This window comes from Serratia sp. FGI94 (assembly GCF_000330865.1).
GTDB lineage: Bacteria > Pseudomonadota > Gammaproteobacteria > Enterobacterales > Enterobacteriaceae > Serratia_B > Serratia_B rubidaea.
Genome location: NC_020064.1, coordinates 948,623 through 972,613, shown reverse-complemented (window position 1 = coordinate 972,613; position 23,991 = coordinate 948,623). Strand labels below are relative to the sequence as shown.

General features: G+C 60.8%; 24 protein-coding genes. 7 read left to right on the top strand and 17 right to left on the bottom strand.

From position 1 onward, the window contains the following. Positions 1–42: 42 nt before the first annotated feature. Positions 43–1,503, top strand: coding sequence for a beta-Ala-His dipeptidase (gene pepD / locus D781_RS04355; protein ID WP_015671096.1), 1,461 nt, complete (start codon positions 43–45; stop codon positions 1,501–1,503). A gap of 28 nt (positions 1,504–1,531) precedes the next feature. Here pepD and dinB read toward each other — a convergent pair whose 3' ends face one another. Further along, a complete protein-coding gene (gene dinB / locus D781_RS04350; protein WP_015671095.1) occupies positions 1,532–2,596 on the bottom strand; it encodes a DNA polymerase IV in 1,065 nt (354 codons plus the stop codon). 151 nt (positions 2,597–2,747) lie between these two features. Here dinB and D781_RS04345 point away from each other — a divergent pair, with 151 nt between their 5' ends. After that, on the top strand, positions 2,748–3,668 hold the full coding sequence (locus tag D781_RS04345; RefSeq protein ID WP_015671094.1) for a glycerophosphodiester phosphodiesterase family protein: 921 nt from the start codon (positions 2,748–2,750) through the stop codon (positions 3,666–3,668). A gap of 10 nt (positions 3,669–3,678) precedes the next feature. Here D781_RS04345 and nqrM read toward each other — a convergent pair whose 3' ends face one another. The 9 genes from nqrM to D781_RS23560 are packed head-to-tail and all read right to left on the bottom strand — an operon-like array spanning position 3,679 to position 11,143. Then, positions 3,679–3,906 (bottom strand): (Na+)-NQR maturation NqrM, encoded by a 228-nt coding sequence (gene nqrM, locus D781_RS04340; protein ID WP_015671093.1) that lies wholly within the window; start codon positions 3,904–3,906, stop codon positions 3,679–3,681. A 7-nt stretch (positions 3,907–3,913) separates the two neighbouring features. Then, complete coding sequence (locus D781_RS04335) at positions 3,914–4,945, bottom strand: FAD:protein FMN transferase (RefSeq protein WP_015671092.1); 1,032 nt, start codon at positions 4,943–4,945, stop codon at positions 3,914–3,916. After that, the gene (gene nqrF, locus D781_RS04330; RefSeq protein ID WP_015671091.1) at positions 4,946–6,169 is read right to left on the bottom strand and encodes an NADH:ubiquinone reductase (Na(+)-transporting) subunit F; all 1,224 of its coding nucleotides are present in this window, start codon (positions 6,167–6,169) and stop codon (positions 4,946–4,948) included. 27 nt (positions 6,170–6,196) lie between these two features. Beyond that, positions 6,197–6,793 carry an NADH:ubiquinone reductase (Na(+)-transporting) subunit E gene (nqrE, locus tag D781_RS04325; RefSeq protein WP_015671090.1) on the bottom strand — a complete coding sequence of 199 codons (597 nt, stop codon included), beginning with the start codon at positions 6,791–6,793 and terminating at the stop codon, positions 6,197–6,199. Between the two features lie 6 nt (positions 6,794–6,799). Next, positions 6,800–7,429: an NADH:ubiquinone reductase (Na(+)-transporting) subunit D gene (locus D781_RS04320; protein WP_015671089.1), complete on the bottom strand. Its 630-nt coding sequence runs from the start codon at positions 7,427–7,429 to the stop codon at positions 6,800–6,802. Beyond that, positions 7,422–8,216 carry a Na(+)-translocating NADH-quinone reductase subunit C gene (locus tag D781_RS04315; protein ID WP_015671088.1) on the bottom strand — a complete coding sequence of 265 codons (795 nt, stop codon included), beginning with the start codon at positions 8,214–8,216 and terminating at the stop codon, positions 7,422–7,424. Before D781_RS04315 ends, D781_RS04320 begins: the two co-directional genes overlap by 8 nt. Further along, positions 8,206–9,447 (bottom strand): NADH:ubiquinone reductase (Na(+)-transporting) subunit B, encoded by a 1,242-nt coding sequence (locus D781_RS04310; RefSeq protein WP_015671087.1) that lies wholly within the window; start codon positions 9,445–9,447, stop codon positions 8,206–8,208. The genes D781_RS04315 and D781_RS04310 overlap by 11 nt, the downstream gene beginning before the upstream one ends. A gap of 3 nt (positions 9,448–9,450) precedes the next feature. After that, positions 9,451–10,797 (bottom strand): Na(+)-translocating NADH-quinone reductase subunit A, encoded by a 1,347-nt coding sequence (locus tag D781_RS04305; protein ID WP_015671086.1) that lies wholly within the window; start codon positions 10,795–10,797, stop codon positions 9,451–9,453. Next, positions 10,790–11,143 carry a hypothetical protein gene (locus tag D781_RS23560; protein WP_124014429.1) on the bottom strand — a complete coding sequence of 118 codons (354 nt, stop codon included), beginning with the start codon at positions 11,141–11,143 and terminating at the stop codon, positions 10,790–10,792. The genes D781_RS04305 and D781_RS23560 overlap by 8 nt, the downstream gene beginning before the upstream one ends. Positions 11,144–11,504: 361 nt before the next feature. On the opposite strand from D781_RS23560, the gene dpaA reads away from it, so the two are divergent. Next, positions 11,505–12,296, top strand: a complete 792-nt coding sequence (gene dpaA, locus D781_RS04300) for a peptidoglycan meso-diaminopimelic acid protein amidase (protein WP_015671085.1) — start codon at positions 11,505–11,507, stop codon at positions 12,294–12,296. Here dpaA and D781_RS04295 read toward each other — a convergent pair. Together D781_RS04295 and lpcA are read right to left on the bottom strand one after the other, a co-directional pair. Beyond that, positions 12,267–13,034, bottom strand: a complete 768-nt coding sequence (locus D781_RS04295; protein ID WP_015671084.1) for a class II glutamine amidotransferase — start codon at positions 13,032–13,034, stop codon at positions 12,267–12,269. The genes dpaA and D781_RS04295 overlap by 30 nt on opposite strands. Before the next feature lie 76 nt (positions 13,035–13,110). Beyond that, positions 13,111–13,692 carry a D-sedoheptulose 7-phosphate isomerase gene (lpcA, locus tag D781_RS04290; RefSeq protein ID WP_015671083.1) on the bottom strand — a complete coding sequence of 194 codons (582 nt, stop codon included), beginning with the start codon at positions 13,690–13,692 and terminating at the stop codon, positions 13,111–13,113. A 247-nt stretch (positions 13,693–13,939) separates the two neighbouring features. Here lpcA and fadE point away from each other — a divergent pair, with 247 nt between their 5' ends. Beyond that, on the top strand, positions 13,940–16,396 hold the full coding sequence (gene fadE, locus D781_RS04285) for an acyl-CoA dehydrogenase FadE (protein ID WP_015671082.1): 2,457 nt from the start codon (positions 13,940–13,942) through the stop codon (positions 16,394–16,396). A 62-nt stretch (positions 16,397–16,458) separates the two neighbouring features. On the opposite strand, the gene mtnK is transcribed toward fadE, so the two are convergent. Next, positions 16,459–17,658, bottom strand: a complete 1,200-nt coding sequence (gene mtnK, locus D781_RS04280; RefSeq protein WP_015671081.1) for an S-methyl-5-thioribose kinase — start codon at positions 17,656–17,658, stop codon at positions 16,459–16,461. Between the two features lie 139 nt (positions 17,659–17,797). On the opposite strand from mtnK, the gene mtnA reads away from it, so the two are divergent. After that, positions 17,798–18,826, top strand: a complete 1,029-nt coding sequence (gene mtnA, locus D781_RS04275) for an S-methyl-5-thioribose-1-phosphate isomerase (RefSeq protein WP_015671080.1) — start codon at positions 17,798–17,800, stop codon at positions 18,824–18,826. 41 nt (positions 18,827–18,867) lie between these two features. On the opposite strand, the gene D781_RS04270 is transcribed toward mtnA, so the two are convergent. From D781_RS04270 to D781_RS04260, 3 genes are read right to left on the bottom strand one after another with little or no spacing between them, the layout of a single operon-like run. Then, positions 18,868–19,410: a hypothetical protein gene (locus D781_RS04270; protein WP_015671079.1), complete on the bottom strand. Its 543-nt coding sequence runs from the start codon at positions 19,408–19,410 to the stop codon at positions 18,868–18,870. Beyond that, positions 19,410–20,096 (bottom strand): acireductone synthase, encoded by a 687-nt coding sequence (mtnC, locus tag D781_RS04265; protein ID WP_015671078.1) that lies wholly within the window; start codon positions 20,094–20,096, stop codon positions 19,410–19,412. Before mtnC ends, D781_RS04270 begins: the two co-directional genes overlap by 1 nt. Next, a complete protein-coding gene (locus D781_RS04260) occupies positions 20,093–20,707 on the bottom strand; it encodes a methylthioribulose 1-phosphate dehydratase (RefSeq protein WP_015671077.1) in 615 nt (204 codons plus the stop codon). The genes mtnC and D781_RS04260 overlap by 4 nt, the downstream gene beginning before the upstream one ends. A gap of 133 nt (positions 20,708–20,840) precedes the next feature. On the opposite strand from D781_RS04260, the gene D781_RS04255 reads away from it, so the two are divergent. Together D781_RS04255 and D781_RS04250 are read left to right on the top strand one after the other, a co-directional pair. Continuing rightward, positions 20,841–22,001 (top strand): pyridoxal phosphate-dependent aminotransferase, encoded by a 1,161-nt coding sequence (locus D781_RS04255; RefSeq protein ID WP_015671076.1) that lies wholly within the window; start codon positions 20,841–20,843, stop codon positions 21,999–22,001. Beyond that, positions 21,989–22,762, top strand: coding sequence for an amidohydrolase (locus D781_RS04250; protein ID WP_015671075.1), 774 nt, complete (start codon positions 21,989–21,991; stop codon positions 22,760–22,762). Before D781_RS04255 ends, D781_RS04250 begins: the two co-directional genes overlap by 13 nt. Positions 22,763–23,096: 334 nt before the next feature. Here the strand turns inward: D781_RS04250 and D781_RS04245 are convergent, their stop codons facing one another. Beyond that, positions 23,097–23,975, bottom strand: a complete 879-nt coding sequence (locus tag D781_RS04245) for a siderophore-interacting protein (protein WP_015671074.1) — start codon at positions 23,973–23,975, stop codon at positions 23,097–23,099. Between the last annotated feature and the right edge of the window lie 16 nt (positions 23,976–23,991).

The window sequence follows — 23,991 nt, the reverse complement described above, 5'->3', positions numbered from 1 at the left end:
TCCGCTGCCTGAGCCGGAAACGCCGTCAACAGGAGACTCAACGTGTCTGAATTGTCTCAACTTTCACCACAGCCGCTGTGGGACATTTTCGCTAAAATTTGCTCAATCCCGCACCCTTCTTACCATGAAGAAGCGCTGGCGCAGCATATCCTCGACTGGGCCAAAGAGAAAAACCTGCACGCCGAACGCGACCAGGTCGGCAACATCCTGCTGCGCAAGCCTGCCACCAAAGGCATGGAAAACCGTAAGCCGGTGGCGCTGCAGGCGCACCTGGATATGGTGCCGCAAAAGAACAATGACACCGTGCACGACTTCGCCAAAGATCCGATCCAGCCGTATATCGACGGGGAGTGGGTCAAGGCACGTGGCACCACGCTGGGCGCGGACAACGGCATCGGCATGGCTTCCGCACTGGCGGTGCTGGCGGATGACAGCGTTGAGCACGGCCCGCTGGAAGTGCTGCTGACCATGACCGAAGAAGCCGGCATGGACGGCGCATTCGGTCTGCAGCCGAACTGGCTGCAGGCAGATATCCTGATCAATACCGATTCGGAAGAAGAAGGCGAGATCTACATGGGCTGCGCCGGCGGGATTGATTTTATCACCACCCTGCCGCTGCAGCGTGAAGCGCTGCCGGCCGGCTACCAGACGCTGAAGCTGACCATCAAGGGCCTGAAAGGCGGCCACTCCGGCGCGGATATCCATCTGGGCCTCGGCAACGCCAACAAGCTGCTGGCCCGCTTCCTGTTCGCCCACACCCCGCAGCTTGGCCTGCGTCTGCTGGAGCTGAACGGCGGCACGCTGCGCAACGCCATCCCGCGTGAAGCCTTTGCCACCGTCGCGGTCGCCGCGGACCAGGTTGCTACGCTGAAGGCGCTGAGCCAGGCGTTCCTGACGACGCTACAGAACGAACTGGCGGCGAAAGAGAAAAACATCACCGTACTGCTGGAGCCAAGCGACAGCGCGCAGCAAGCGCTGACCGCCGACAGCCAAAAACGTTTCCTGGCGCTGCTGAACGGCACGCCGAACGGCGTGATCCGCATGAGCGACGCGGTGCAGGGCGTGGTGGAAACCTCGCTGAACCTCGGCGTGGTCACCACCAGCGACAGCGAAGCGGAAATCATCTGCCTGATCCGCTCGCTGATCGACAGCGGCAAAGACTACGTGGTGGAAATGCTGACCGCGCTGGGCCAGCTGGCAGGCGCCAACGTCGCGCCGAAGGGCGGCTACCCGGGCTGGCAGCCTGATGCCGATTCTCCGGTGATGCACCTGGTGCGCGAACTGTATCAGCGCCTGTTTAACAAGACGCCGAACATTATGGTGATCCACGCCGGTCTGGAGTGCGGGCTGTTCAAGAAACCGTACCCGGATATGGATATGGTCTCCATCGGGCCGACCATCACCGGGCCGCATTCGCCGGACGAGCAGGTGCAGATTGAAAGCGTCGGCCTGTACTGGCAGCTGCTGACCGAACTGCTGAAAGCCATTCCGGAACGCGACTGATAACGCATCAGGGCCGGGTTCCCCGGCCCTAGCCATCCCACGGCAGCAGCAGCTGCCGTTCTATCTGCGGATCCAGCAGCGTCACATGCAGCCCCACCAACCGGACGCCGCGCCCTTCGCGCCGCTCGCGCCACACCTGCTGCGCCACCGCCAACAAATCTTCCCGGTTCAGCACCGGCCAGACGTGTTCCTGCGTCGTCAGCTGGAAATCCTGAAACTTCAGCTTTACCCCCTGGCGGGCAATATGCAGATCGGGTTTTACCTTGTGCAGACGCGCTTCCAGTTCGGGGTAGAGTTTGTCGACAATCAGCGCTTCGCACTCCGCCCAGTCGTGGATATCCGCCGCCAGCGTACGCTCCACGCCGACCGATTTACGCAGCCGCTCCGACGATACCTGACGCTCGTCAATGCCCTGACTGCGCTCCCACAGCACCCGGCCGAACTTGCCGAAGCGCTTGAGCAGCGCGGCCAGATCGTAACGCTGCACGTCGGCGCAGGTGTGCAGCCCCAGTTCTTCCAGCCGCTTGGCGGTCACCTTACCCACGCCGGGTATTTTGCCGAGCGGCAGCTGCTGCAGAAAGGCGCCCACCTGCGCCGGCGGGATCACATACTGCCCGTTGGGCTTATTCAGATCGGAGGCGATCTTGGCGAGAAACTTGATCGGCGCCACGCCAGCCGAGGCAGTCAGCTGCAGTTCATCAAAAATAGCCTGTCGGATCTCTTCCGCTATTAACGTGGCCGAGCCGTTGCACTGCGGGCTGTCGGTCACATCCAGATAGGCTTCATCCAGCGACAGCGGCTCAATCAGCGAAGTGTAGCGCGCGAAGATCTGGCGGATATGCAGCGACGCCTCTTTATAGGCCGCCATGCGCCCCGGCAACAGCGTCAACTGTGGGCACAGTTTCAGCGCCATAGCGGTCGACATCGCGCTGCGCACGCCGTAGCGACGCGCCGGATAGTTGGCAGTGCTGATCACGCCACGCCGTTCGGCACTGCCCCCAATCGCCAGCGGAATATCCCTCAGGCTGGGATTGTCACGCATTTCCACTGCGGCAAAGAAGCAATCCATATCGACATGAATGATTTTACGCATCGCGCCCTCCAATAATACTGTATAAGTATACAGCAAAGTCGCGCACTCTCAATACGAACCTAGGCAATTTCCGAATACAGACGGCGGGGGTTAAAAAAAACGTCATTTTTCAACTGTATGATAGCGCCAGGTCAATTTCAGGAACGTTTTCATGCCACTACTCCGCGCCCTGCCCGCGCTGTTGCTACTGCTGTGCGCCCCGCTGTATAACGCCGTCGCTGCGTCACAGCCGGCCATTATCGCCCACCGCGGCGGCACCGCCGATGCGCCGGAAAATACCGTGCCGGCCATCCGCAGCGCATTGGCTAACGGTGCTGACGCCGTGTGGATCACGCTGCAGCTGAGTAAAGACGGGGTGGTCGTCCTCTATCGTCCCGCCGATCTGCAAGCGCTCACTAACGCCCGAGGGCCGGTCTCCGCCTACAGCGCAATGCAACTGGCGCAGACGGATGCCGGCTGGGCCTATACCCGCGGCGGCGGCCACCCGTACCGCGCCCAGGGCATCGGCATTCCCCGGCTGGCAACGGTGCTGCAAACCTTTCCGCACGCCACCTTCTACCTGGACATCAAGTCACCGGACGCCGATCCGGCCCGCTTCGCCGACGCGCTGCTGGCGACGCTGGAAGAGCAGCACGCGCTGGCACGCACCCGGGTCTATTCCACCGATGTCCGCTACCTGCAGGCGCTGCCACCGCAGATCGCGCGCTTTGTCAGCCGTGATGAAACCCGCAGCCTGCTGGCTAACGTCGCCATGGCGCACCGCTGCCAGCTGCAGCCGCATGACGCGACGCCCCGCTGGTACGGGCTGGAGCTGACGCGCGAAGTCGAGGTGGTGGAGAAATATACGCTGGGCGAAGGGCGCTCCAAGGCGCAGCTCAGCTGGGATGAGGAATCGATGGCCTGTTTCCGCTCGCAGGGAACGGCGCGGATTGTGTTATTCGGCATTAACTCGCCGGAGGCATACCGGCAGGCGCAAACATTGGGGGCTGACGCGGTGATGGTAGATTCGCCCGAACAGGCGCAGCAGTGGCGGAAGAGGAATCAGGGCGCAGCCAGCCGCGCCCTGGAATAATAGTGAACGGCTATAAAATGCGGTGCTTTTCCAACTGTTCCCGGCGCAGCGCCTCTTTCGCCAGACGCTTTTTGCGCGCATCGCAAGGTTCTGGACAGTCGCAGACTTTCTCCATCCCCAGCGCGGTGATACCGCCGCAGCTGCCCTGCAGACTTTTGCGTTTGAACACATAGCCCAGCGACATGCCGCCGATAATCAGCAGAAACAACACGAAGGTGGCAACAAATACCGTCAGCATAGCGGCCTCACAGGATTTTATTCATATACGGTTTGAAGGCCTCGGAATAGCGCTCTTCAAAGCCATCATCAGTTTTCACGATCATATAGACCGGGATCCCCAGCAGGTTGGCCAGCGCCATGCCGCGTTCCGGCCCCATTACGTCCAGCCCGGTAGACAGGCCGTCGGCGGTCATGCAGGTCGGGCTAATCACGGTAATCGACGCCAGACGGTGTTCAACCGGCCGGCCGCTACGCGGATCGATGGTATGCGAATAGCGTACGCCATCCTGCTCGAAGTAGTTACGATAATCGCCCGAGGTGGCAATCGCCATATTACCGGGCTGAATCACCAGCTGCGCGCGCTGCTCCCCGCCGCTGACCGGCCGCTCGATGGCAATCCGCCACGGCTGCTCCTTGCCGTTCAGCCCGCGGGTACGCACCTCGCCGCCGATATCCACCATGTAGTTTCTTACCTGCTGGGATTGCAGGTAGTTCACCACCACGTCAACGCCATAGCCCTTGGCGATTGACGACAGGTCGACATACAGCTCCGGAATATGCTTCACCAGCGCGTTACCCTGCACCGCCAGCTTGTCAATGCCGGTCCAGGCGCGGCGCTGTGCCAGCTCTGCGGCGTCCGGCACCTGACTTCTGCGCCCTTCCGGGCCAAAGCCCCACAGGTTGACCAGCGGCCCGACGGTGACGTCCAGCGCGCCGTCGGTCACGCGGTTAATGCGCAGCGCCTCGCTGACCACCTGCGCCGTCGCGGCGGAGACCGGGAACGGCGTATCGACCGCGCGGCTGCGGTTAAAGCGGCTCAGCTCCGAATCCGGCCGGTAGGTCGACATCTGGTCGTTCACCAGTTCCAGACGTTTATCGATCTCCGCCTGAATCGTGCTGGCCGACGGCGTATCATCGCCAGGCAGATAGCGGATCGAGTAGGAGGTCCCCATGGTTTTGCCATCAAGGTTCACCTGCATCGGCCCGCATCCGCTTAACAGCAGGGTGGCGCCAAGCGCCACCAGCGTTATCCAGCCTTTCACCGCTGACGCGCGCATTTAGCCACCAAAGTCATCAAGCATGATGTTTTCATCTTCAACGCCCAAATCCTTCAGCATCTTGATCACCGCGGCGTTCATCATTGGCGGCCCGCACATGTAGAACTCACAGTCCTCCGGCGCCGGGTGATTCTTCAGGTAGTTCTCCAGCAACACGTTGTGGATAAAGCCGGTGTAGCCGGTCCAGTTATCCTCAGGCTGCGGATCCGACAGCGCCACGTGCCAGGTGAAGTTTTCGTTCTCTTCCTGCAGATGATTGAAGTCATCTTCATAGAACATTTCACGCAGCGAGCGGGCGCCGTACCAGAAGGTGATTTTGCGCTTCGAGTGCAGACGCTTCAGCTGATCGAAAATATGCGAACGCATCGGCGCCATGCCCGCGCCGCCGCCGATAAAGATCATCTCGGCGTCGGTCTCTTTAGCGAAGAACTCGCCGAACGGCCCGGAAATCGTCACCTTGTCGCCCGGCTTCAGCGACCAGATGTACGACGACATGATGCCCGGTGGCACATCCGGATTGTTCGGCGGCGGCGTGGCGATACGCACGTTCAGCATGATGATGCCTTTTTCGTCCGGGTAGTTCGCCATGGAGTACGCGCGCACCGTGGTGTCGTCCACCTTGGAGCGGTAGCGGAACAGGTTAAACTTGTCCCAGTCGCCGCGATACTCTTCCGGCACGTCGAAATCGGCATAGCTGATATCGTGCGCCGGCGCTTCAATCTGAATAAAGCCGCCGGCGCGGAAAGGCACATCCTCACCGTCCGGGATCTTCAGCTTCAGCTCTTTGATAAAGGTCGCTTTGTTGTCATTGGAAATGACTTCGCATTCCCATTTCTTCACGCCGAAGATCTCCTCCGGCAGCTCGATTTTCAGGTTCTGCTTCACGTTGACCTGACAGGCCAGACGGCAGCCCTCTTTCGCTTCGCGCTTGGTGATATGCGACAGTTCGGTCGGCAGGATATCGCCGCCGCCTTCTTTGATCACCACCCGGCACTGGCCGCAGGAACCGCCGCCGCCGCAGGCCGAGGAGACGAAAATCCCCTGACCGGACAGCATATTGAGCAGCTTGTCCCCCGCCGGCGCGTGGAAGCTTTTATCCAGGTCGCCGTTGACTTCAACGGCCACGTCGCCCGTGTTCACCAGTTTGGACTTGGCAAACAGGATCAGTAGCGCCAGCACCATGACGATGCAGGTGAACATCGCTACGCCTAAAATAATTTCCATAAGTTTTCCGCCTTTATCTCTGGGTTATTACAACTGAACCCCGGAGAAGGACATAAAGCCCAACGCCATCAGCCCGGTGGTAATAAAGGTGATGCCCAGACCGCGTAACCCTGCCGGCACATCGGCATACTTCAGTTTTTCGCGGATCCCCGCCATCGCCACAATCGCCAACATCCAGCCGGTGCCGGAGCCGAAGCCGTACACCACGGATTCCGCGAAGTTGTAGTCACGCTGCACCATGAAGGACACGCCGCCGAAGATGGCGCAGTTCACGGTAATCAGCGGCAGGAAGATGCCGAGGGCGTTGTACAGCGACGGGAAGAAGCGATCGAGGATCATCTCCAGAATCTGCACCAGCGCCGCAATCACCCCGATAAAGGTGATGAAGTTGAGGAAGCTCAGGTCCACGCCATCCATCAGCGCGCCGTCGCGCAGGATCAGGTTGTAGACCAGGTTGTTCGCCGGCACCGCGATGCCCAGCACGATGGTGACGGCAATCCCCAGACCAAAAGCGGTAGAGACCTTCTTCGACACCGCGAGGAAGGTACACATGCCGAGGAAGAACGCCAGCGCCATGTTTTCAACGAAAACGGCGCGAACAAACAGACTGATATAGTGTTCCATCGCCGATTACTCCTTTTCAACCTGCGCAGGCTTCAGCGTGCGCAGCGCCCAGATCAGCAGGCCGATAATAAAGAACGCGCTCGGCGCCAGCAGGAACAGGCCGTTCGGCATGTACCAGCCGCCGTTCTGCAGCGTTTCCAACACCGGCACGCCGAACAGCTTGCCGGAGCCGATCAGCTCACGCAGGAAACCGACCAGGATCAGAATCACGCCGTAACCCAGCCCGTTGCCGATGCCGTCCATAAAGCTTTCGATCGGCGGCGACTTCATCGCATAGGCTTCGGCGCGTCCCATCACGATACAGTTGGTGATGATCAGGCCGACAAACACCGACAGCTGCTTGGAAATTTCAAACGCATAAGCGCGCAGCACCTGGTCAACCACGATAACCAGCGAGGCGATAATCGCCATCTGCACGATAATGCGCACGCTGTTGGGAATGTGGTGACGGATCAGGGAAATAAAGAAACTGGAGAACGCCGTCACCAGCGTTACCGCAATGGTCATCACCACCGCCGTCTCCAGCTTGGTGGTCACCGCCAGCGCGGAGCAGACGCCCAGCACCTGCAGTGCGATCGGGTTATTGTCAAACAACGGCCCGAACAGAACCCGTTTAATCTCTTTGGAATCAGCCATTTTTCAGCGCTCCTTCACGGACTTTTTTCAGGAACGGGCCAAAACCGTGTTCGCCCAACCAGAAATCAAAAGTGTGCTGTACGCCGTTGGAGGTCAGGGTCGCGCCGGACAGGCCGTCCACGCCGTGAATATCCCCTGCGGGCGCACCGCCTTTCACCACGCGGATTGCCGGCTTGCCGCCGTCGTCAAACAGCTTCTTGCCGATCCACTGCTGGCGCCAGGCCGGATTTTCCACCTCACCGCCCAGCCCCGGAGTTTCCCCCTGGTCATAGTAGGTGATGCCTTTGACCGTGTCGCCGTCGCCGTCAACGGCGACAAAGGCGTACATCATCGACCACAGGCCGGTGCCGTACACCGGCAGCACGATCTTGCTGACCGCGCCGGCCTCATCGCGCACCAGATAAATTTCCGCCTGGTTGCTGCGACGTTTGATGCCCGCCGGATCCTGCGCCGCCGGCAAGGCGATGCTCTTGGCGTTATCGCGCAGCGCCGCGGCCTGATCGAACGATGCCGCATCACCCTGCACGAAGTCGCCGCTGTTCAGATCCACCAGCCGCGCCTCAATACGCTTATCAAAGGTTTGTTTTACCTGCTCGCCGGGCATGGCCGGCTGCAGCAGCCCCGCCACGTCCAGAATATTGCGCTGCTTATCCAGCAGCTTTTGCTCCTGCTGTTTGGACTTCAGGCCGACGGCGGAGCCCGCCACCACCACTGAACACACCAGACACAGCAACAGTACTACCAGCAGCGTTTTACCGATGCCGTCATTTTTTGCTTCACTCGCCACGGGCTTTTCTCCGCTTGATGTTAGCCTGCACCACCAGATAATCGAACAGCGGCGCGAACAGGTTGGCGAACAGGATCGCCAGCATCATCCCTTCCGGATAGGCCGGGTTGACCACGCGAATCAACACGCACATCACGCCAATCAGGATGCCGTACCACCACTTCCCTTTGTTGGTGAAGGCGGCGGAAACCGGGTCGGTCGCCATAAAGATCATGCCGAAAGCGAAACCGCCCAGCACCATGTGCCAGTACCACGGCATGGCGAACATCGGGTTGGTGTCGGAGCCGATCGCGTTAAACAGGTAGGCGGTGGCGATCATGCCGAGCATCACGCCGGCGACGATGCGCCAGGAAGCGATGCGGGCAAACAGGATAATCGCGCCACCGATCAGGATCATCAGCGTGGAAACTTCACCGACCGATCCTGGAATGTTGCCGAGGAAGGCGTCCATCCAGGTGATGGAGTGACCGGTCGCCACGTTGCTCAACCCCTGCGCGCCGCCGGCGCTCCACTGGGCCAGCGGGGTTGCGCCGGAGAAGCCGTCCGCCGAGGTCCATACCAGATCGCCGGAAATCTGCGCCGGGTAGGCGAAGAACAGGAATGCGCGCCCTGCCAGCGCCGGGTTGAGGAAGTTACGCCCGGTGCCGCCGAAGATCTCTTTGGCGACCACGACGCCGAAGGTAATCCCCAGCGCCGCCTGCCACAGCGGCAGCGTCGGCGGTACGATCAGCGCAAACAGAATCGAGGTGACGAAGAAGCCTTCGTTAATCTCGTGTTTGCGGATGATGGAGAACAACACTTCCCAGAAGCCGCCGACGATAAACACTACGGCGTAAATCGGCACAAAGTAGGTTGCCCCCAGCACCATTTTGCTGACCCAACCGGCATCCGGCGCCAGCGAGGCGCCCAGCCACTGCGCCAGCACGTAGTGCCAGTCGCCCGCCAGCACCTGCTGCAGTTGCTCGCCGCTGTACAGCTGGTGCAGCGCGGGGATCGCCTGCTGTCCTACGTTGTACATGCCCCAGAACATCGCCGGGAATACCGCCATCCACACCAGAATCATCATGCGCTTCAGGTCGATGGCGTCGCGCACGTGCGAAGCGCCGTGCGTCACCGTGCCCGGCGTATAGAACACCGTGGTGGTGGCTTCATATAACGGGTACCACTTTTCCAGCTTGCCGCCCGGCGTGAAGTGATGCTCGATTTTCTCAAAATAATTCTTCAGGCCCATGGGTTATCCTTCCAGCTCAATCTTGGTCAGCACGTCGCGCAGCACCGGAGCGTATTCATACTTGCCCGGGCAGACAAAGGTGCACAACGCCAGATCCTCTTCATCCAGCTCCAGGCAGCCCAGCGCCTGCGCGCTGTCGGTATCGCCCGCCAGCAGATCGCGCAGCAGCAGCGTCGGCAGAATATCCAGCGGCATCACCCGCTCGTAGTTGCCGATCGGCACCATCGAGCGCTCGCCGCCGTTGGTGCTGGTGGAGAAGGCGAACAGCTTGTTCTTCAGGAAGTGCCCCAGCGTGGTGCGGGTAATGGTGAACTTGTTCGACGAAGGCAGCACCCAGCCGAGCAGCTCTTTTTCACGCCCCTCTTCCAGCACCGACACCTGGCTATGGAAACGGCCAAGATAGGCTTTCGGCCCCGCGGCGTGCGCGCCGCTCAGCACCGAACCGCTGATAATACGGTTCTCGCCCGCTTTCAGGCGGCCGGCGGTCAGTTCTTCCAGGCTGGCGCCCAGGCGGGTGCGCAGCAGCGTCGGCTGCTCCACCTGCGGCCCGGCCAGGGCAACCACGCGGCGCGTGTCGAGCTTGCCGGTGGTGAACAGCGTGCCGATGGCGATCACATCCTGATAGCCGATATGCCACACGGTTTTCTTGATGCTCACCGGCTCGATAAAGTGAATGTGAGTGCCTACTAGCCCCGCAGGGTGCGGACCGGCGAATTCGTTATAGGTAATTTGCGCGTTATCGGCGCCGGACAGTTTACCGCCGGCCGCCTGGCAGACGTGCACCTTGCCGTCGGTCAGACGCGTCAGCACCGTCAGACCGGCGTTAAACGCCGCCAGTTGATCGGCGATGATCACCTGCGGGTCGGCGGCCAGCGGCTGGGTGTCGATGGCGGTGACGAAAATGGCACGCGGCGTGCTGCCCGGGTGCGGCGTTTTGCTGAAAGGACGGGTGCGTAGCGCGGTCCACAGACCACTGCTCAGCAGCTCACCTTCCACCATGCCACGCTCCAGCTGCGCCAGATCGGCCGCCGAGTAATGGGCGAACTCCACCTGCTGCGCGTCGTCGTCAACGGCGATCACCACCGATTGCAGGACGCGGCGCTCGCCGCGGTTGATGGCGACAATCTTGCCGCCGGCCGGCGCGGTGAAGAACACGCCGGGATTCTTTTTATCTTCAAACAGCGCCTGACCAAGCTTAACGCTGTCGCCCTCCTGCACCAGCATGGAGGGACGCATGCCGATATACTCCTCCCCCAGCAGTGCCACATGCTTGAGATGCGGGCCGTCCTGAATCGCCTGAGCCGGTGCTCCGGCTATCGGCAGGTCTAACCCTTTTCTGATTTTAATCATAGGATTTATACGATGTTTTTATGGTTTCACATGTCGTCGTGGCCGGAGCCAGTATGGACAATGCCAGGATGATGAGACGCCACACGCCGCCTCCGGGTTGAATACCTGATGCCGTATTCAACATAAATTCTCGCGTATTGACGCTATGAGCAGAGAACAGCATTTCCATTGTCAGTGACGCCCCCTTCCCTCGCCAACCCTGCAACCGGCGTAACGCTGCTTCGCCGTTGGCGAAACGGCCGCTGAACGCGCACGGTTGGCTTGCTTGCCAATACCCGACCCGCCGGCCACAGCCCAGCGGTATCAAGCCGAAGATGCTAACATTTTTCGCAACATTTTTCTCCATTCGTCAGTGACCTGAGTCAAGCAAACGGAATTAATTTGTTGCTTATTTCCTGCAGAAATCGTTAAAAATTGGCGGTTAATTCACTTTTATCGAGCTTTGTAGTTTTTTTATACATATCCTATATTGCTAAATATCAACACGCTGGTAATCTGGCGTGGCGTAAATGCAACAAAAAGTCAGTGGCACGCAGGCGGTGACTCACCGTCGGCACATATAATATTTACTCTGAATAATTCTCGTCACTCCAGGACGGCGGCCGCACATCGGTTCCGCAGCAGGCAACGGCCGGCGGCGGAGCGCAACGGTACGACCGGCACGGCTATGACGCGACGTTATGACGGGGTATAGCAGGAATAATTGAATGAGCAGAATCGCGCTGTTATTTGCGATGCTGGTTTCTATGCCGATGATCACGGCCTGCAGCGCCAGCGAGCAGGTTCCTGAAACACCGGTTGTTAAACAGCAATTAATGGGTTCGCCGGTTTATATCCAGATATTTAAAGAAGAGCGGACGTTAGAACTTTACGCCAAGATGGGCAATGAGTTCCGTCTGGTGAATAGTTTTCCGATCTGCAACTATTCCGGCGGGCTGGGTCCAAAACGCGTTCAGGGCGACTTTAAAAGTCCCGAGGGCTTTTACAGCGTCGACGTACGCCATCTGAAACCCGATAGCCGCTATTATCGGGCGATTAACATTGGCTTCCCGAATGAATACGATCGCGCACAGGGCTATTCCGGCGCCTACCTGATGATCCACGGCGAATGTAAATCCATCGGCTGTTACGCCATGACCAACGGCTATATGGATGAAATCTATCGCTATGTGGCGGCGGCGTTCAACAACGGCCAGCGTCTGGTGGATATCAGCATCTATCCGTTCCGCATGACCGAGCAGAATATGATTCGCCACCGTTCATCGGTGTACGCCAGCTTCTGGCGTCAGCTGAAGCCGGGCTACGACTACTTTGCCAAAAACCACCAGCCGCCAACCGTGCACGTCGCCAACGGCCAGTACGTGCTGGGCCAGCCGCTGATGAGCGGCGGGCAGTCGAATACGCTGTTCGCCTCGACGACGCAGCCGGCAACCGGCACCGGCGCACAGTCCGGCAACCCGTTCAGCCAGTCACAGCAACCGCTCACCGTAGTGAAATAAGGCAAACTCACCTGGCGCAATCTTGTGCCAGGTTTCATTGCCGGTCAGCGGTTGGGTGGCAATCACCGTGACCACGTCGTTGGGCGTGGTCTGCTGCTGAAAATCAATTTCCACGTCCTGATCGAGCAGCGTCGCCTTGCCAAACGGCGCGCGGCGCGTGATCCAGTACAGGTTGGTCGAGCAGAACGCCATCACGTACTGGCCGTCCGACAGCAGCATATTGAACACGCCCTTACTGCGCAGCTGCTGCGCCAGCAGTGCGATATAGCGAAACACCGCCGGCCACTGCCCCGGCGTACGCGGGTATTTCAGCGACAATTGGTGCAGCAGCCAGCAGAACGCATATTCGCTGTCGGTCTGGCCGACCGGACGGAAGGTGCCGGTTTCCAGAGCGCGGTAGCCTTTCAGCTGGCCGTTGTGCGCATAGGTCCAGTTGCGTCCCCACAGTTCGCGGGTAAACGGATGGGTATTTTCCAGCGCCACCTCGCCGCGGTTAGCCTGGCGGATATGCGAGATCACCGCGCAGGACTTGATCGGATAGTCCTGCACCAGACGGGCAATCGGTGAATTAAAGCTGGGCTGCGGATCTTTAAAGGTGCGGCAGCCGTTGCCTTCATAGAAGGTGATGCCCCAACCGTCTTTATGCGGCCCGGTGCGGCCGCCGCGCTGCACCAGGCCGGTAAAACTGAAACAGATATCGGTCGGCACATTCGCGCTCATCCCGAGCAGTTCACACATCGAAAACCACTCCTTCATAGTGGGCGCCGCGCGCCCCTACATCATGAATACGGGGACGCATGGCCCCCGTTGGCCCTTAAGCCTTAACCATCTCTTTTTCGATCAGCTGAATCAAGATATGAATCGCTTTAATGTGGATTTCCTGAATGCGGTCAGCGTAGCCGAAGTGCGGCACGCGGATTTCCACATCGGCGGAACCGGCCATTTTACCGCCGTCTTTGCCGGTCAGGGTGATCACTTTCATCCCTTTGGCGCGCGCCGCTTCAATCGCCTTGATGATGTTGCCGGAATTGCCGGAGGTAGAGATGCCCAGCAGCACGTCGCCTTCACGCCCCACCGCTTCCACGTAGCGGGAGAATACGTAGTCGTAGCCAAAGTCGTTGCTGACGCAGGACAGGTGGCTGACGTCGGAAATGGCAATCGCCGGGTAGCCCGGACGGTTCTCGCGGTAGCGGCCGGTCAGCTCTTCGGCGAAATGCATCGCGTCGCAGTGCGAACCGCCGTTGCCGCAGGAGATCACCTTGCCGCCGGCTTTAAAGGAATCGGCCAGCAAAACGGCGGCGCGCTGAATGGCGTCGATGTTGGCGTCATCGCTGATAAATTTCGCCAGCGTATCCGCCGCTTCATTCAGTTCACTGCGAATCAGGTCGTGGTACATGAGATAGCCTCTTTTTATCGTCAATCTTCCGCCTTGCAGTGTAACGGATCGGGGAAAAACCGAGAAGCACTGCGCACTAAACAGCGCATCGGTTGAGGGCGTCCCGCGTTTTTTGACCTTTGGTGCTGTCAGTTTGTGACCTGAGTTGTAATTAAAGTGTAAATGCATTGATAAAAACAATCGCCTGAACTAAAACCAATCTATACACCAAACAGGTCAGACCTCTTACGACTTAGGAGCTGTAATCATGATGGTTCTTAGCATTGTTGTTTTACTGGCGCTTATCAGCGTGCTGTTTTACCACCGGGTAAGCCTGATACTCAGCAGCCTGCTGCTGCTGGCCTATACCGTCGTCATGGGCGCCATCGGCCTGTGGAGTTTCTGGATGCTGCTGCCGCTGGCCGTGATTCTGCTGCCGCTGAACGTCACCTCGCTGCGCCGCGGCTGGCTGTCCGCGCCGGCGTTAAAAGCGTTCCGCAAAGTGATGCCGCCGATGTCCACCACCGAGAAAGAGGCGATCGACGCCGGCACCACCTGGTGGGAAGGCGATCTGTTCCGCGGCGCGCCGGACTGGAACAAACTGCACAACTACCCGCAACCGCAGTTGAGCGCCGAAGAACAGGCGTTTATCGACGGCCCGGTGGAAGAAGCCTGCCGGATGGCCAACGACTTTCAGATTACCCATGAACTGGCCGATCTGCCGCCGGAGCTGTGGGCATACCTGAAAGAACACCGCTTCTTCGCCATGATCATCAAAAAAGAGTTCGGCGGACTGGAGTTCTCACCGTACGCCCAGGCGCGCGTGCTGCAGAAACTGGCGGGCGTCTCCGGCATTCTGGCGATCACCGTCGGCGTACCAAACTCCCTCGGCCCGGGCGAGCTATTGCAACACTACGGCACCGAAGAGCAGAAAAACCGCTACCTGCCGGGCCTGGCGCGCGGCGAAGAGATCCCGTGCTTTGCGCTGACCAGCCCTGAGGCCGGCTCCGACGCCGGCGCTATCCCGGACGTCGGCACCGTCTGCATGGGCGAATGGCAAGGCGAACAGGTGCTGGGCATGCGCCTGACCTGGAACAAGCGCTATATCACGCTGGCGCCGGTAGCCACCGTGCTCGGCCTGGCGTTCAAACTGTACGACCCGAATCACCTGCTGAGCGACAACGAAGCGCCGGGCATCACCTGCGCGCTGATCCCGACCAGTACGCCGGGCGTGGAGATCGGCAACCGCCACTTCCCGCTGAATATTCCGTTCCAGAACGGCCCGACGCGCGGCACCGACGTCTTCGTGCCGATCGACTACATTATCGGCGGGCCGAAAATGGCCGGTCAGGGCTGGCGCATGCTGGTTGAATGTCTGTCGGTCGGCCGCGGCATCACGCTGCCTTCCAACTCTACCGGCAGCGTGAAATCGCTGGCGCTGGGCATCGGCGCCTACGCCCATATCCGCCGTCAGTTCAAGATCGCCATCGGCAAGATGGAGGGGATCGAAGAGCCGCTGGCGCGCATCGCCGGCAACACCTATGTGATGGACGCCGCCGCCTCGCTGATTACCTATGCGCTGGTGCAGGGCGAAAAACCGGCGGTACTGTCCGCCATCGTCAAATATCACTGTACCCACCGCGGCCAACAGTCAACGATTGACGCCATGGATATCGCCGGCGGTAAGGGCATTATGCTGGGCGAGTCCAACTTCCTGGCCCGCGCCTATCAGGGCGCGCCGATCGCCATTACCGTGGAAGGGGCCAATATCCTGACCCGCACCATGATGATCTTCGGTCAGGGGGCGATCCGCTGCCATCCTTACGTGCTGCAGGAAATGGCGGCGGCGCAGAACAACGATCTGGCCGGTTTCGACCAGGCGCTGTTCGGCCACCTCGGCCACGTCGGCAGCAACAAGGTGCGCAGCTTCTGGCTCGGCCTGACCAACGGCCGCACCAGCTTCTCGCCGACCAAAGACGCCACCCGCCGCTACTACCAGCAGCTGAACCGCCTGAGCGCCAACCTGGCGCTGCTGTCGGACGTTTCCATGGGCGTGCTGGGCGGCGACCTGAAGCGTCGCGAGCGGATCTCCGCCCGTCTGGGGGATATCCTCAGCCAAATGTACCTGGCCTCCGCCACGCTGAAGCGCTTTGAAGACGAAGGACGTCAGAAAGACGATCTGCCGCTGGTGCACTGGGGCGTGCAGGACTGCCTGCATCAGGCCGAACAGGCGCTGGACGATCTGCTGCGCAACTTCCCGAACCGCTTTATCGCCGGAGCGCTGCGGCTGGTGATCCTGCCGTTCGGCCGCGTGCACCAGGCGCCGTCCGATCGTCTGGATCATCAGTTGGCGAAGATCCTGCAGCAGCCTTCCGCCACCCGCAGCCGTCTGGGGCGCGGTCAATACCTGACCGCCAGCGCGCATAACCCGATCGGCCTGCTGGAAGAGGCGTTGGAGGATGTGATTGCCGCCGAGCCAATTCACGCCCGCCTGTGTAAAGAAGCCGGCAAGAGCCTGCCGTTCACCCGGCTGGACCGTCTGGCACAGCGCGCGCTGGAAGAAGGCAAAATCAGCGATGACGAAGCGCGCATCCTGACCAAGGCCGAAGAGAGCCGTCTGCGTTCCATCAACGTGGATGACTTCGCGCCGGAAGCGTTGGCGGCGCAGCAGCCGGAAAAGCCGCAGCCGCAGGAGAAACGCCGCCAGCATACTGAAGCGGCGTAAGCGTACTCTTCCTGAGAAAAAGGGGCGATCTTCGCCCCTTTGTTATTCCTGCCGCCGTTCCCTTAACTGTGCTGGCGAATGCGCGCCAGCAGTTCATCGACGTTGGTTATCGGCGGTGCATTAACGATCAGCGCCCGGCCCAGACTCAGCGCATTACGCTGACACTCCGCGCGCATCTCGGCATCCTCTATCGCATCCAGATCGGCGACGTGCGCCAGACCGATAGTGCGGCGAATCAGCTCGGTGCCGCAATAGCCCACCGCGTCCTGCCAAACCTGCTGCAGAAACTGCTCGGCATAGCCGGAGGCCGCCAGCGCGGCGTCTGCGGTTTTTTGCTGGCACAACGCCAAAAAGCGATCGGCAAAAATCAGCCACAGCTCACGCACGTCCTGCAGCCGCTGTTCGCGGCCGGCGGCGGCGTCGCGCGGGCCAAGCAGCCCCGGCAGCCCGCAGTAGTTCAGCAGCAGGTTGCCCAGCGCGGTGCCCATGTCAAAGCCCATCGGCCCGTAGAAGCCGAACTCGGCGTCGATCGCCTTCAGCCGCCCTTCGGCGACAAATATTGAACCGCTGTGAATGTCGCCGTGCAATAACGCTTCGGCTTTGCTGAGAAAGCGGTGCTTCAGCCCGGCGACCGCCAGCTTCAGCGTCGCGTCGTGGCGCAGTTCGCGCACCAGCGGCAACAGCGCCTCGTCAAACTGGTTGCGCTCGTGGTCGCAGTAAGGATCGCTGAAAAACAGATCTTCGGTGATCTGGCACAGCTCAGGATTGGTAAAGCGGCTGACCTGCGCCTTTTTCTGCTGCGCGTCCTGGTAAAAATCAGAGGTGTGGAACAGCGTCTGCGCCAGATACTCCGCCAGCTGACCGACCGCCAGCGGATAATAACGTCCGGCAATCAACGCCTGGCGCCAGATTTGGTGGTCGGAGAGATCTTCCTGCACCATCACCGCCAGCTCCGCGTCATGATGCACTACGCGCGCGGTATGGCGCGGGCAGAACTCGCCGTGGGTCAGCAGCGTTTCCGCCTCGATGCGCGCCCGGTCGAGCGTCAGCGGCCAGGACTCGCCGACGCAGCGCACGTACGGCAGCGCCTGCTTGACGATAAGCCGGCTGACGCCTTCCCGATCGCGGATTTTAAACACCAGGTTCAGGTTGCCGTCGCCAATCTCCTCGGCGCTGACCAGCGTGTGCGGATCGGCCAGCTGTCCGAACTGGCGGGCGTATTCAACGGCATCGGCTGCCGTAAAGGTACGGTAAAGCGACATCTCAACCCCTCTGGTATCACTGACAAACAGGATCTTGTTTTTTTAGACGTAAAGGCATTTGGACATCTATACATCCGAAATTCATGTTGGCAGAATAGCGTTACAGATGCAATACGCTCGTAACAAGGATTTAACTGCTATGCGCCCTCTTAACACCACCAGTCTGACACTGCGCGACAACCGGCTGTGGATCCTCGATCAGCAGGCGTTACCTCAGGAAAAACGCTGGCTGGCCAGCGATAGCGTCGAACAGCTCGTCGGCCATATCCACGCCCTGCGCGTGCGCGGTGCGCCGCTGATCGGGCTGTCCGCCAGCCTGCTGCTGGCTCTGCTGGCCGAGCGCGGCCTGCCCCACGACGACGTGCTGCAGGCGCTGAGCACGCTGCGGGCGGCGCGGCCGACCGCCGTTAACCTGATGAATAATCTGGATCGTATCAAGCTGGCGCTGACGCAGCCCGACTGGCGCGCGGCAGTGGCCGAAGAAGCCTGGCGGCTGGTGGAAGAAGATCGCGCCCTGTGCGATCGCATCGCCGACCACGGCGCGGCGCTGGTCGCCCCCGGCAGCCGCCTGCTGACCCACTGCAACACCGGCGGGCTGGCGACCGCCGGCATCGGTACGGCGATTGGCGTTCTGCTGCGCGCCCACCAGCAGGGGAAAGTGGCGCAGGTATGGGTGGATGAAACCCGCCCGCTGCTGCAGGGCGGCCGCCTGACCGCCTGGGAGCTGGGCGAACTGCGGATTCCCTACCGGCTGATCTGCGATTCAATGGCCGCCAGCCTGATGGCGCAGGGCCAGGTTGATGCGGTGTGGGTCGGCGCCGACCGCATCGCCGCCAACGGCGACGTCGCCAACAAGATCGGCACCTACAGCCTGGCGGTGCTGGCGCATTACCACCGCATTCCGTTTTACGTCGCCGCGCCGCACACCACGCACGATCCGGCCTGCGCCGACGGCGTCGCCATTCCGATTGAGCAGCGCACCGCCGAGGAGGTCACCGGCGTCAATGGCAGCTTCGGTCAGTGTCGCTGGGCGCCGGATGACGCCGAGGTGTATAACCCGGCGTTCGACGTAACGCCGGCGGCGCTGATTAGCGGCTGGGTGCTGGACAGCGGCGTGATTACGCCGCAGCAGGTCGAGGCAGGGATATTCCGGCGTACGCTGGGGTAACGAGGAAACGGGGCCGCCGGCCCCGTTGATAACGCGGCGTCCTAATCCAGACGCGGAAATGCGCCGGCGATCGGATCGCCGGTGAACTGCGCGATCCACCCTTCCGGGTTATCAAACACGCGGATGGCGGTAAAATGCGGCGCGGCTCCCATATCAAACCAGTGCGGCGTGTGGGCCGGTACCGAGATCAGATCGTTTTTCTCACACAGGATCTGGTATACCCGCTGGTTCAGATGCAGGCAAAACAGCCCGGCACCTTCCACAAAGAAGCGGACCTCATCTTCGCCGTGGGTATGCTCCGACAAAAACTTCTGCCGCAGCGCCTCGCGCTGCGGATGATCCGGACGCATGGCGATCACATCCCAGCTTTGGTAGCCCTTTTCCGCCACCAGCCGATCGATGGCATGCTGATAGGCGGCGATCACCGCCTCCGGCTGCGGATCATCCCCTAACTCACGGTCGGCCTGCCAGCGTTCAAAGCGCACGCCGACCTGCTCCAGCTGCCGGCGTATCTGTTCACCGTCGCGGCTCTGCCACAGCGGCTGCTGCGGCTGTTCATCGCTATAAATGGTCAAAGCGCTCATCAGCAAAACTCCCCTAAGTCGATGCGATCAAAACGGTTAACCTGCGGGTGACGGCTGTCCGGATCTTCCTCGCCGCGAATCAGCTGGCAGCCGTGCCAGCCGGCATCGCACGCCGCATCCAGCTCCTGGCGGATATCGGACAGGAACAGCAGCGCCGACGGCGCCAGCCCGATGCCCGCGGCGATATTGCGGTAGGACCCTACCTCACGCTTGGCGCCGACGCGGGTATCAAAGTAGCCGCTGAACAGCGGCTGCAGATCGCCGGCTTCACTGTAGCCGAACAGCAGTTTCTGCGCTTCGACCGAGCCGGAGGAGTATACATACAGCCCGATGCCCTGCCGCTGCCACGCCGCCAGCTGTTCCGCCACCTCCGGATAGAGATGACCGCGAAAATCGCCGTTGTGATAGCCGCTGCGCCAGACGATGCCCTGCAGCGCCTTCAGCGCGGTGGACTTGCGATCTTCATCCATAAAGCGGTACAGCGTGGCGATCAGCTGCTCGTCGTCGGCCTGCGGCTGGGCGATTTCAACCCGCAGCGCCGCCAGCGCGGCGGCCACTTCGTCGCGATCCGCATGGCGGCGCACATAATCGGCCAGATGCCGGCGGGCATAGGGAAACAGCACCTGATGCACAAAGCGGATATCGCTGGTGGTGCCTTCAATATCGGTAACAATCGCGCGAATCATTGCGCCTCCAGTAAACGACGTTGCAGCTCACACTGGAATAAAAACTCCAGCCCTTCAAGATGGCGGCGCGCTTCCTGCACTTGCCGCCCCCAGCAGTACAGACCGTGGCCGCGCACCAGAAAACCGTACGCCAGCGGCGTCCGTTCGGCATAGGCCGCCACCTGCGCCGCCAGCCGGGGAATATCCTGATCGTTGTCGAAAATCGGGATGCTCACCACGTCCTGATGGCTGCGCTGGCCGCTGAGGGATTTTTGCATTTCATAGCCCTGCAGCCGCAGCGCATCGCCCTGTTCCACCCGCGACAATACCGTGGCATTCACCGAATGGGTATGCAATACCGCGCTCACCTGCGGGTAGAGCCGGTACAGCAGCGTATGCAGACCGGTCTCCGCCGACGGCGTACGTCCGTCCGGCGCATGGTTGCTGGCGATCTCCACCGGCAGAAAATCCTGCTGCCGCAGGCTGCCCTTATCTTTGCCTGATTCCGTCACCAGACAGTATTCATTATTCAGGCGCAGCGACATGTTGCCGCCGGTAGCCGGGCACCAGCCCTTGTCGCCAATCCAGTGACAAGCGGCCAGCAGCGCGCTGAGTTGCTCATTTTCGCTCATGGGTATCCCGCAGTAGAAAAAGCATGGTGACGCCGGCGACCACACAGATAGCCATCTAAACGTCTTGATTGCCAGATACTAGCATCGTGCTATATTGTCAGCAACATCAGCATAATGGGGCACCACATCGCTTATGACGCTTTCCGCACCGACTCCCGACAGTAAACTGCCCGCTCTCGGCACCACCATTTTCAGCCAGATGAGCGCGCTGGCGCAGCAGCATCAGGCCATCAACCTGTCGCAAGGCTTTCCCGACTTTGATGGCCCGGCCTATTTGAAACAGCGGCTGGCCTGGCACGTTGAGCAGGGTGCCAACCAGTACGCGCCGATGACCGGCGTCGCGCCGCTGCGCACGGCCATCGCCGATAAAACCGCCGAACTGTACGGCTGGCGCCCGGACGCCGAGACGGAAGTGACCGTCACCGCCGGCGCCACCGAAGCGCTGTTCGCCGCCATCAGCGCGCTGGTGCGGCCGGGGGATGAAGTAATCAGCTTCGACCCCAGCTACGACAGCTACGCCCCGGCGGTTCAGCTTTGCGGCGGGGTGATGAAACGCATCGCCCTGCAGCCGCCGGCGTTTAACGTCGACTGGCAACAGTTCCGCGAGCAGCTGTCGCCGCGCACCCGGCTGGTGATCGTCAATACGCCGCACAACCCGTCCGCCACCGTCTGGCAGGCCGAGGATCTGCAGCAGCTGTGGCAGGCCATCGCCGGGCAGGAGATCTATGTGCTCAGCGATGAGGTGTACGAGCACATCTGCTTTGCCGATGACGGCCACGCCGGCGTACTGGCCCACCCTCAGCTGCGCCAGCGGGCGATCGCCGTCTCTTCCTTCGGCAAAACCTTCCATATGACCGGTTGGAAAGTGGGTTACTGCGTCGCGCCGGCCGCGCTGAGCGCCGAAGTGCGCAAGGTGCACCAGTATCTGACCTTTGCGGTCAATACCCCGGCCCAGCTGGCGCTGGCGGATATGCTGCGCGCCGAGCCGGAGCACTGGCGACAGCTGCCGGCCTTTTACCGCGCCAAGCGCGACCGCTTTGTGCAGGCGTTAAGCCGCAGCCGGCTGGAAATTCTGCCCTGTGCAGGTACATACTTCTTACTGGCGGATTACAGCGCCGTATCGGATTTGGACGACGTGGCGTTTTGCCGCTGGTTAACGGAGCAGGCTGGCGTGGCGGCGATCCCGCTGTCGGTGTTCTGCGCCGATCCTTTCCCTCATAAATTGATCCGGCTGTGTTTCGCCAAACAGGATGACACGCTGGATGCGGCTGCGGAGCGGTTATGTCGACTTTAAAAATTACCCTGTTGCAGCAACCGCTGGCATGGCGCGACGGGCAGGCCAACCTGCAGCACTTTGACCGGCTGCTGGCCGATATTCACGGCCGCGATCTGATCGTGCTGCCGGAGATGTTCACCACCGGCTTTGCGATGGACGCCGGCGCCAGCGCGCTGCCTGAACGTAAGGTGATTAACTGGCTGCTCGGCTGGGCGATCAAAACCAACGCGGCCATTGCCGGCAGCGTGGCGCTGCAAACCGACAAGGCGGCGGTGAACCGTTTTCTGCTGGTGGAGCCGGGCGGCACGGTGCACGCGTATGATAAACGCCATCTGTTCCGCATGGCCGGCGAACACCAGCACTATCAGGCCGGCAAACGACGGGAAATCTTTGAATGGCGCGGCTGGCGGATTTTGCCGCAGATCTGCTACGACCTGCGCTTCCCGGTGTGGTCGCGCTGTCAGCAGGATTATGATCTGGCGCTGTACGTCGCCAACTGGCCGGCAGCGCGCAGCCAGCACTGGCAGACGCTGCTGGCTGCGCGCGCCATTGAAAACCAGGCCTATGTCGCCGGCTGCAACCGGGTCGGCGAAGACGGCAACGGGCTGAGCTACAGCGGCGACAGCCTGATTATCAGCCCGCAGGGGGAAACGCTGGCCAGCGCCGAGCCAGGCGCGGCCGCCCGGCTGGACGCCGACCTGTCGCTGGAAAACCTGCAGCTCTACCACACCGCCTTCCCCGCTTGGCGCGATGCCGACGATTTTCTGCGCCACGATTAATCAGCAAGGGCGCACTCAGGTGCGCCTGCTTCCCGCAGCGTCACCTGCCGGGCCAACAAGCCAACAAGCCAACAAGCCAACAAGCCAACAAGCCAACAAGCCAACAAGCCAACAAGCCAACAAGCCAACAAGCCAACAAGCCAACAAATTATTAGCTTAATAAGTCAATAGCAACATAAGCTTAGTCCCATAGACAAATAAGTTAATAATTTATTAAGTTAATAGCACAAGATATAAATAAGGCCGATAACCCTATGTGTTATCAGCCTTATTTGCTTTAATCGCATCATTAAAATAATGACTTATTAAGTTAATAGCGTTCTTATTTACGACGTTAACACCAGTAAGCCATAAAGTTGACCGTGGAGCGATCCAGATCGCACTCGCCGATCAGATAGCGGCGCAGCGATTTCACCGTCGAGGATTCAGCGGCGACCCAGGCATAAAAGCTGCAGGCGCCCTCCGCCCTTTCCCACAGCACGTCGCCGCCCAGGCTATTTTCCGCCAGCGACTGCGCCTCGGCGCGCGCCGAATCGGGAATAGTCACCCGACGGCGCACCGACTCCAGCAGTAGCGTGCCGTGCAGCTGCTGCGGCCCGACGTCGCGCGGCAGCCAGAACACCTCAGCAAACGGGAACTGCGCCACGCTGACGCAATCCCCGGCCAGCGGCACTTCAAAAAAGGCCTGCACCCGCGGCGGATTGTCCTGCTGCGCCAGCTGTTCGAGGATCCCCATCGCCGCCGGCAGCGCGGTTTCATCGGCAATCAGCAGCGCCTGGCGCATCTGCGCCGGCGGCGCCCACTCATAGCCGCCGCTGTCGCCGGCAAAATCGGCGTTGGGCGCCACGATCTGAATGGCGTCCCCCGGCTGTGCGTGCGTCGCCCAGGCCGAGGCCGGGCCGCCGTCGCCGTGCAGCACAAACTCAACGTCCATCTCCTGGCGTTCGCGGCGCAGCGCGCGCAGGGTATAGGTGCGCATCACCGGCCGCTGCGCCTTCGGTATCGCCATATAGTCGCGATACCAGTCATCGCCGTTCACCAACGGCGAAGCCTGCCCTTCCGCGCTCGGAAACAGCAGCTTGATACGCTGGTCCGGCGCTTCCAGCTTCATGCGGCTCACCTGCGGCCCGCTGAAGACGCAACGCACCAGCGACGGGGAAATCTGGCGTTTCTCAATTAACTGCACATCAAAAATGCGATAGCTCGCGGACATCTGACTGCCTCTCCCG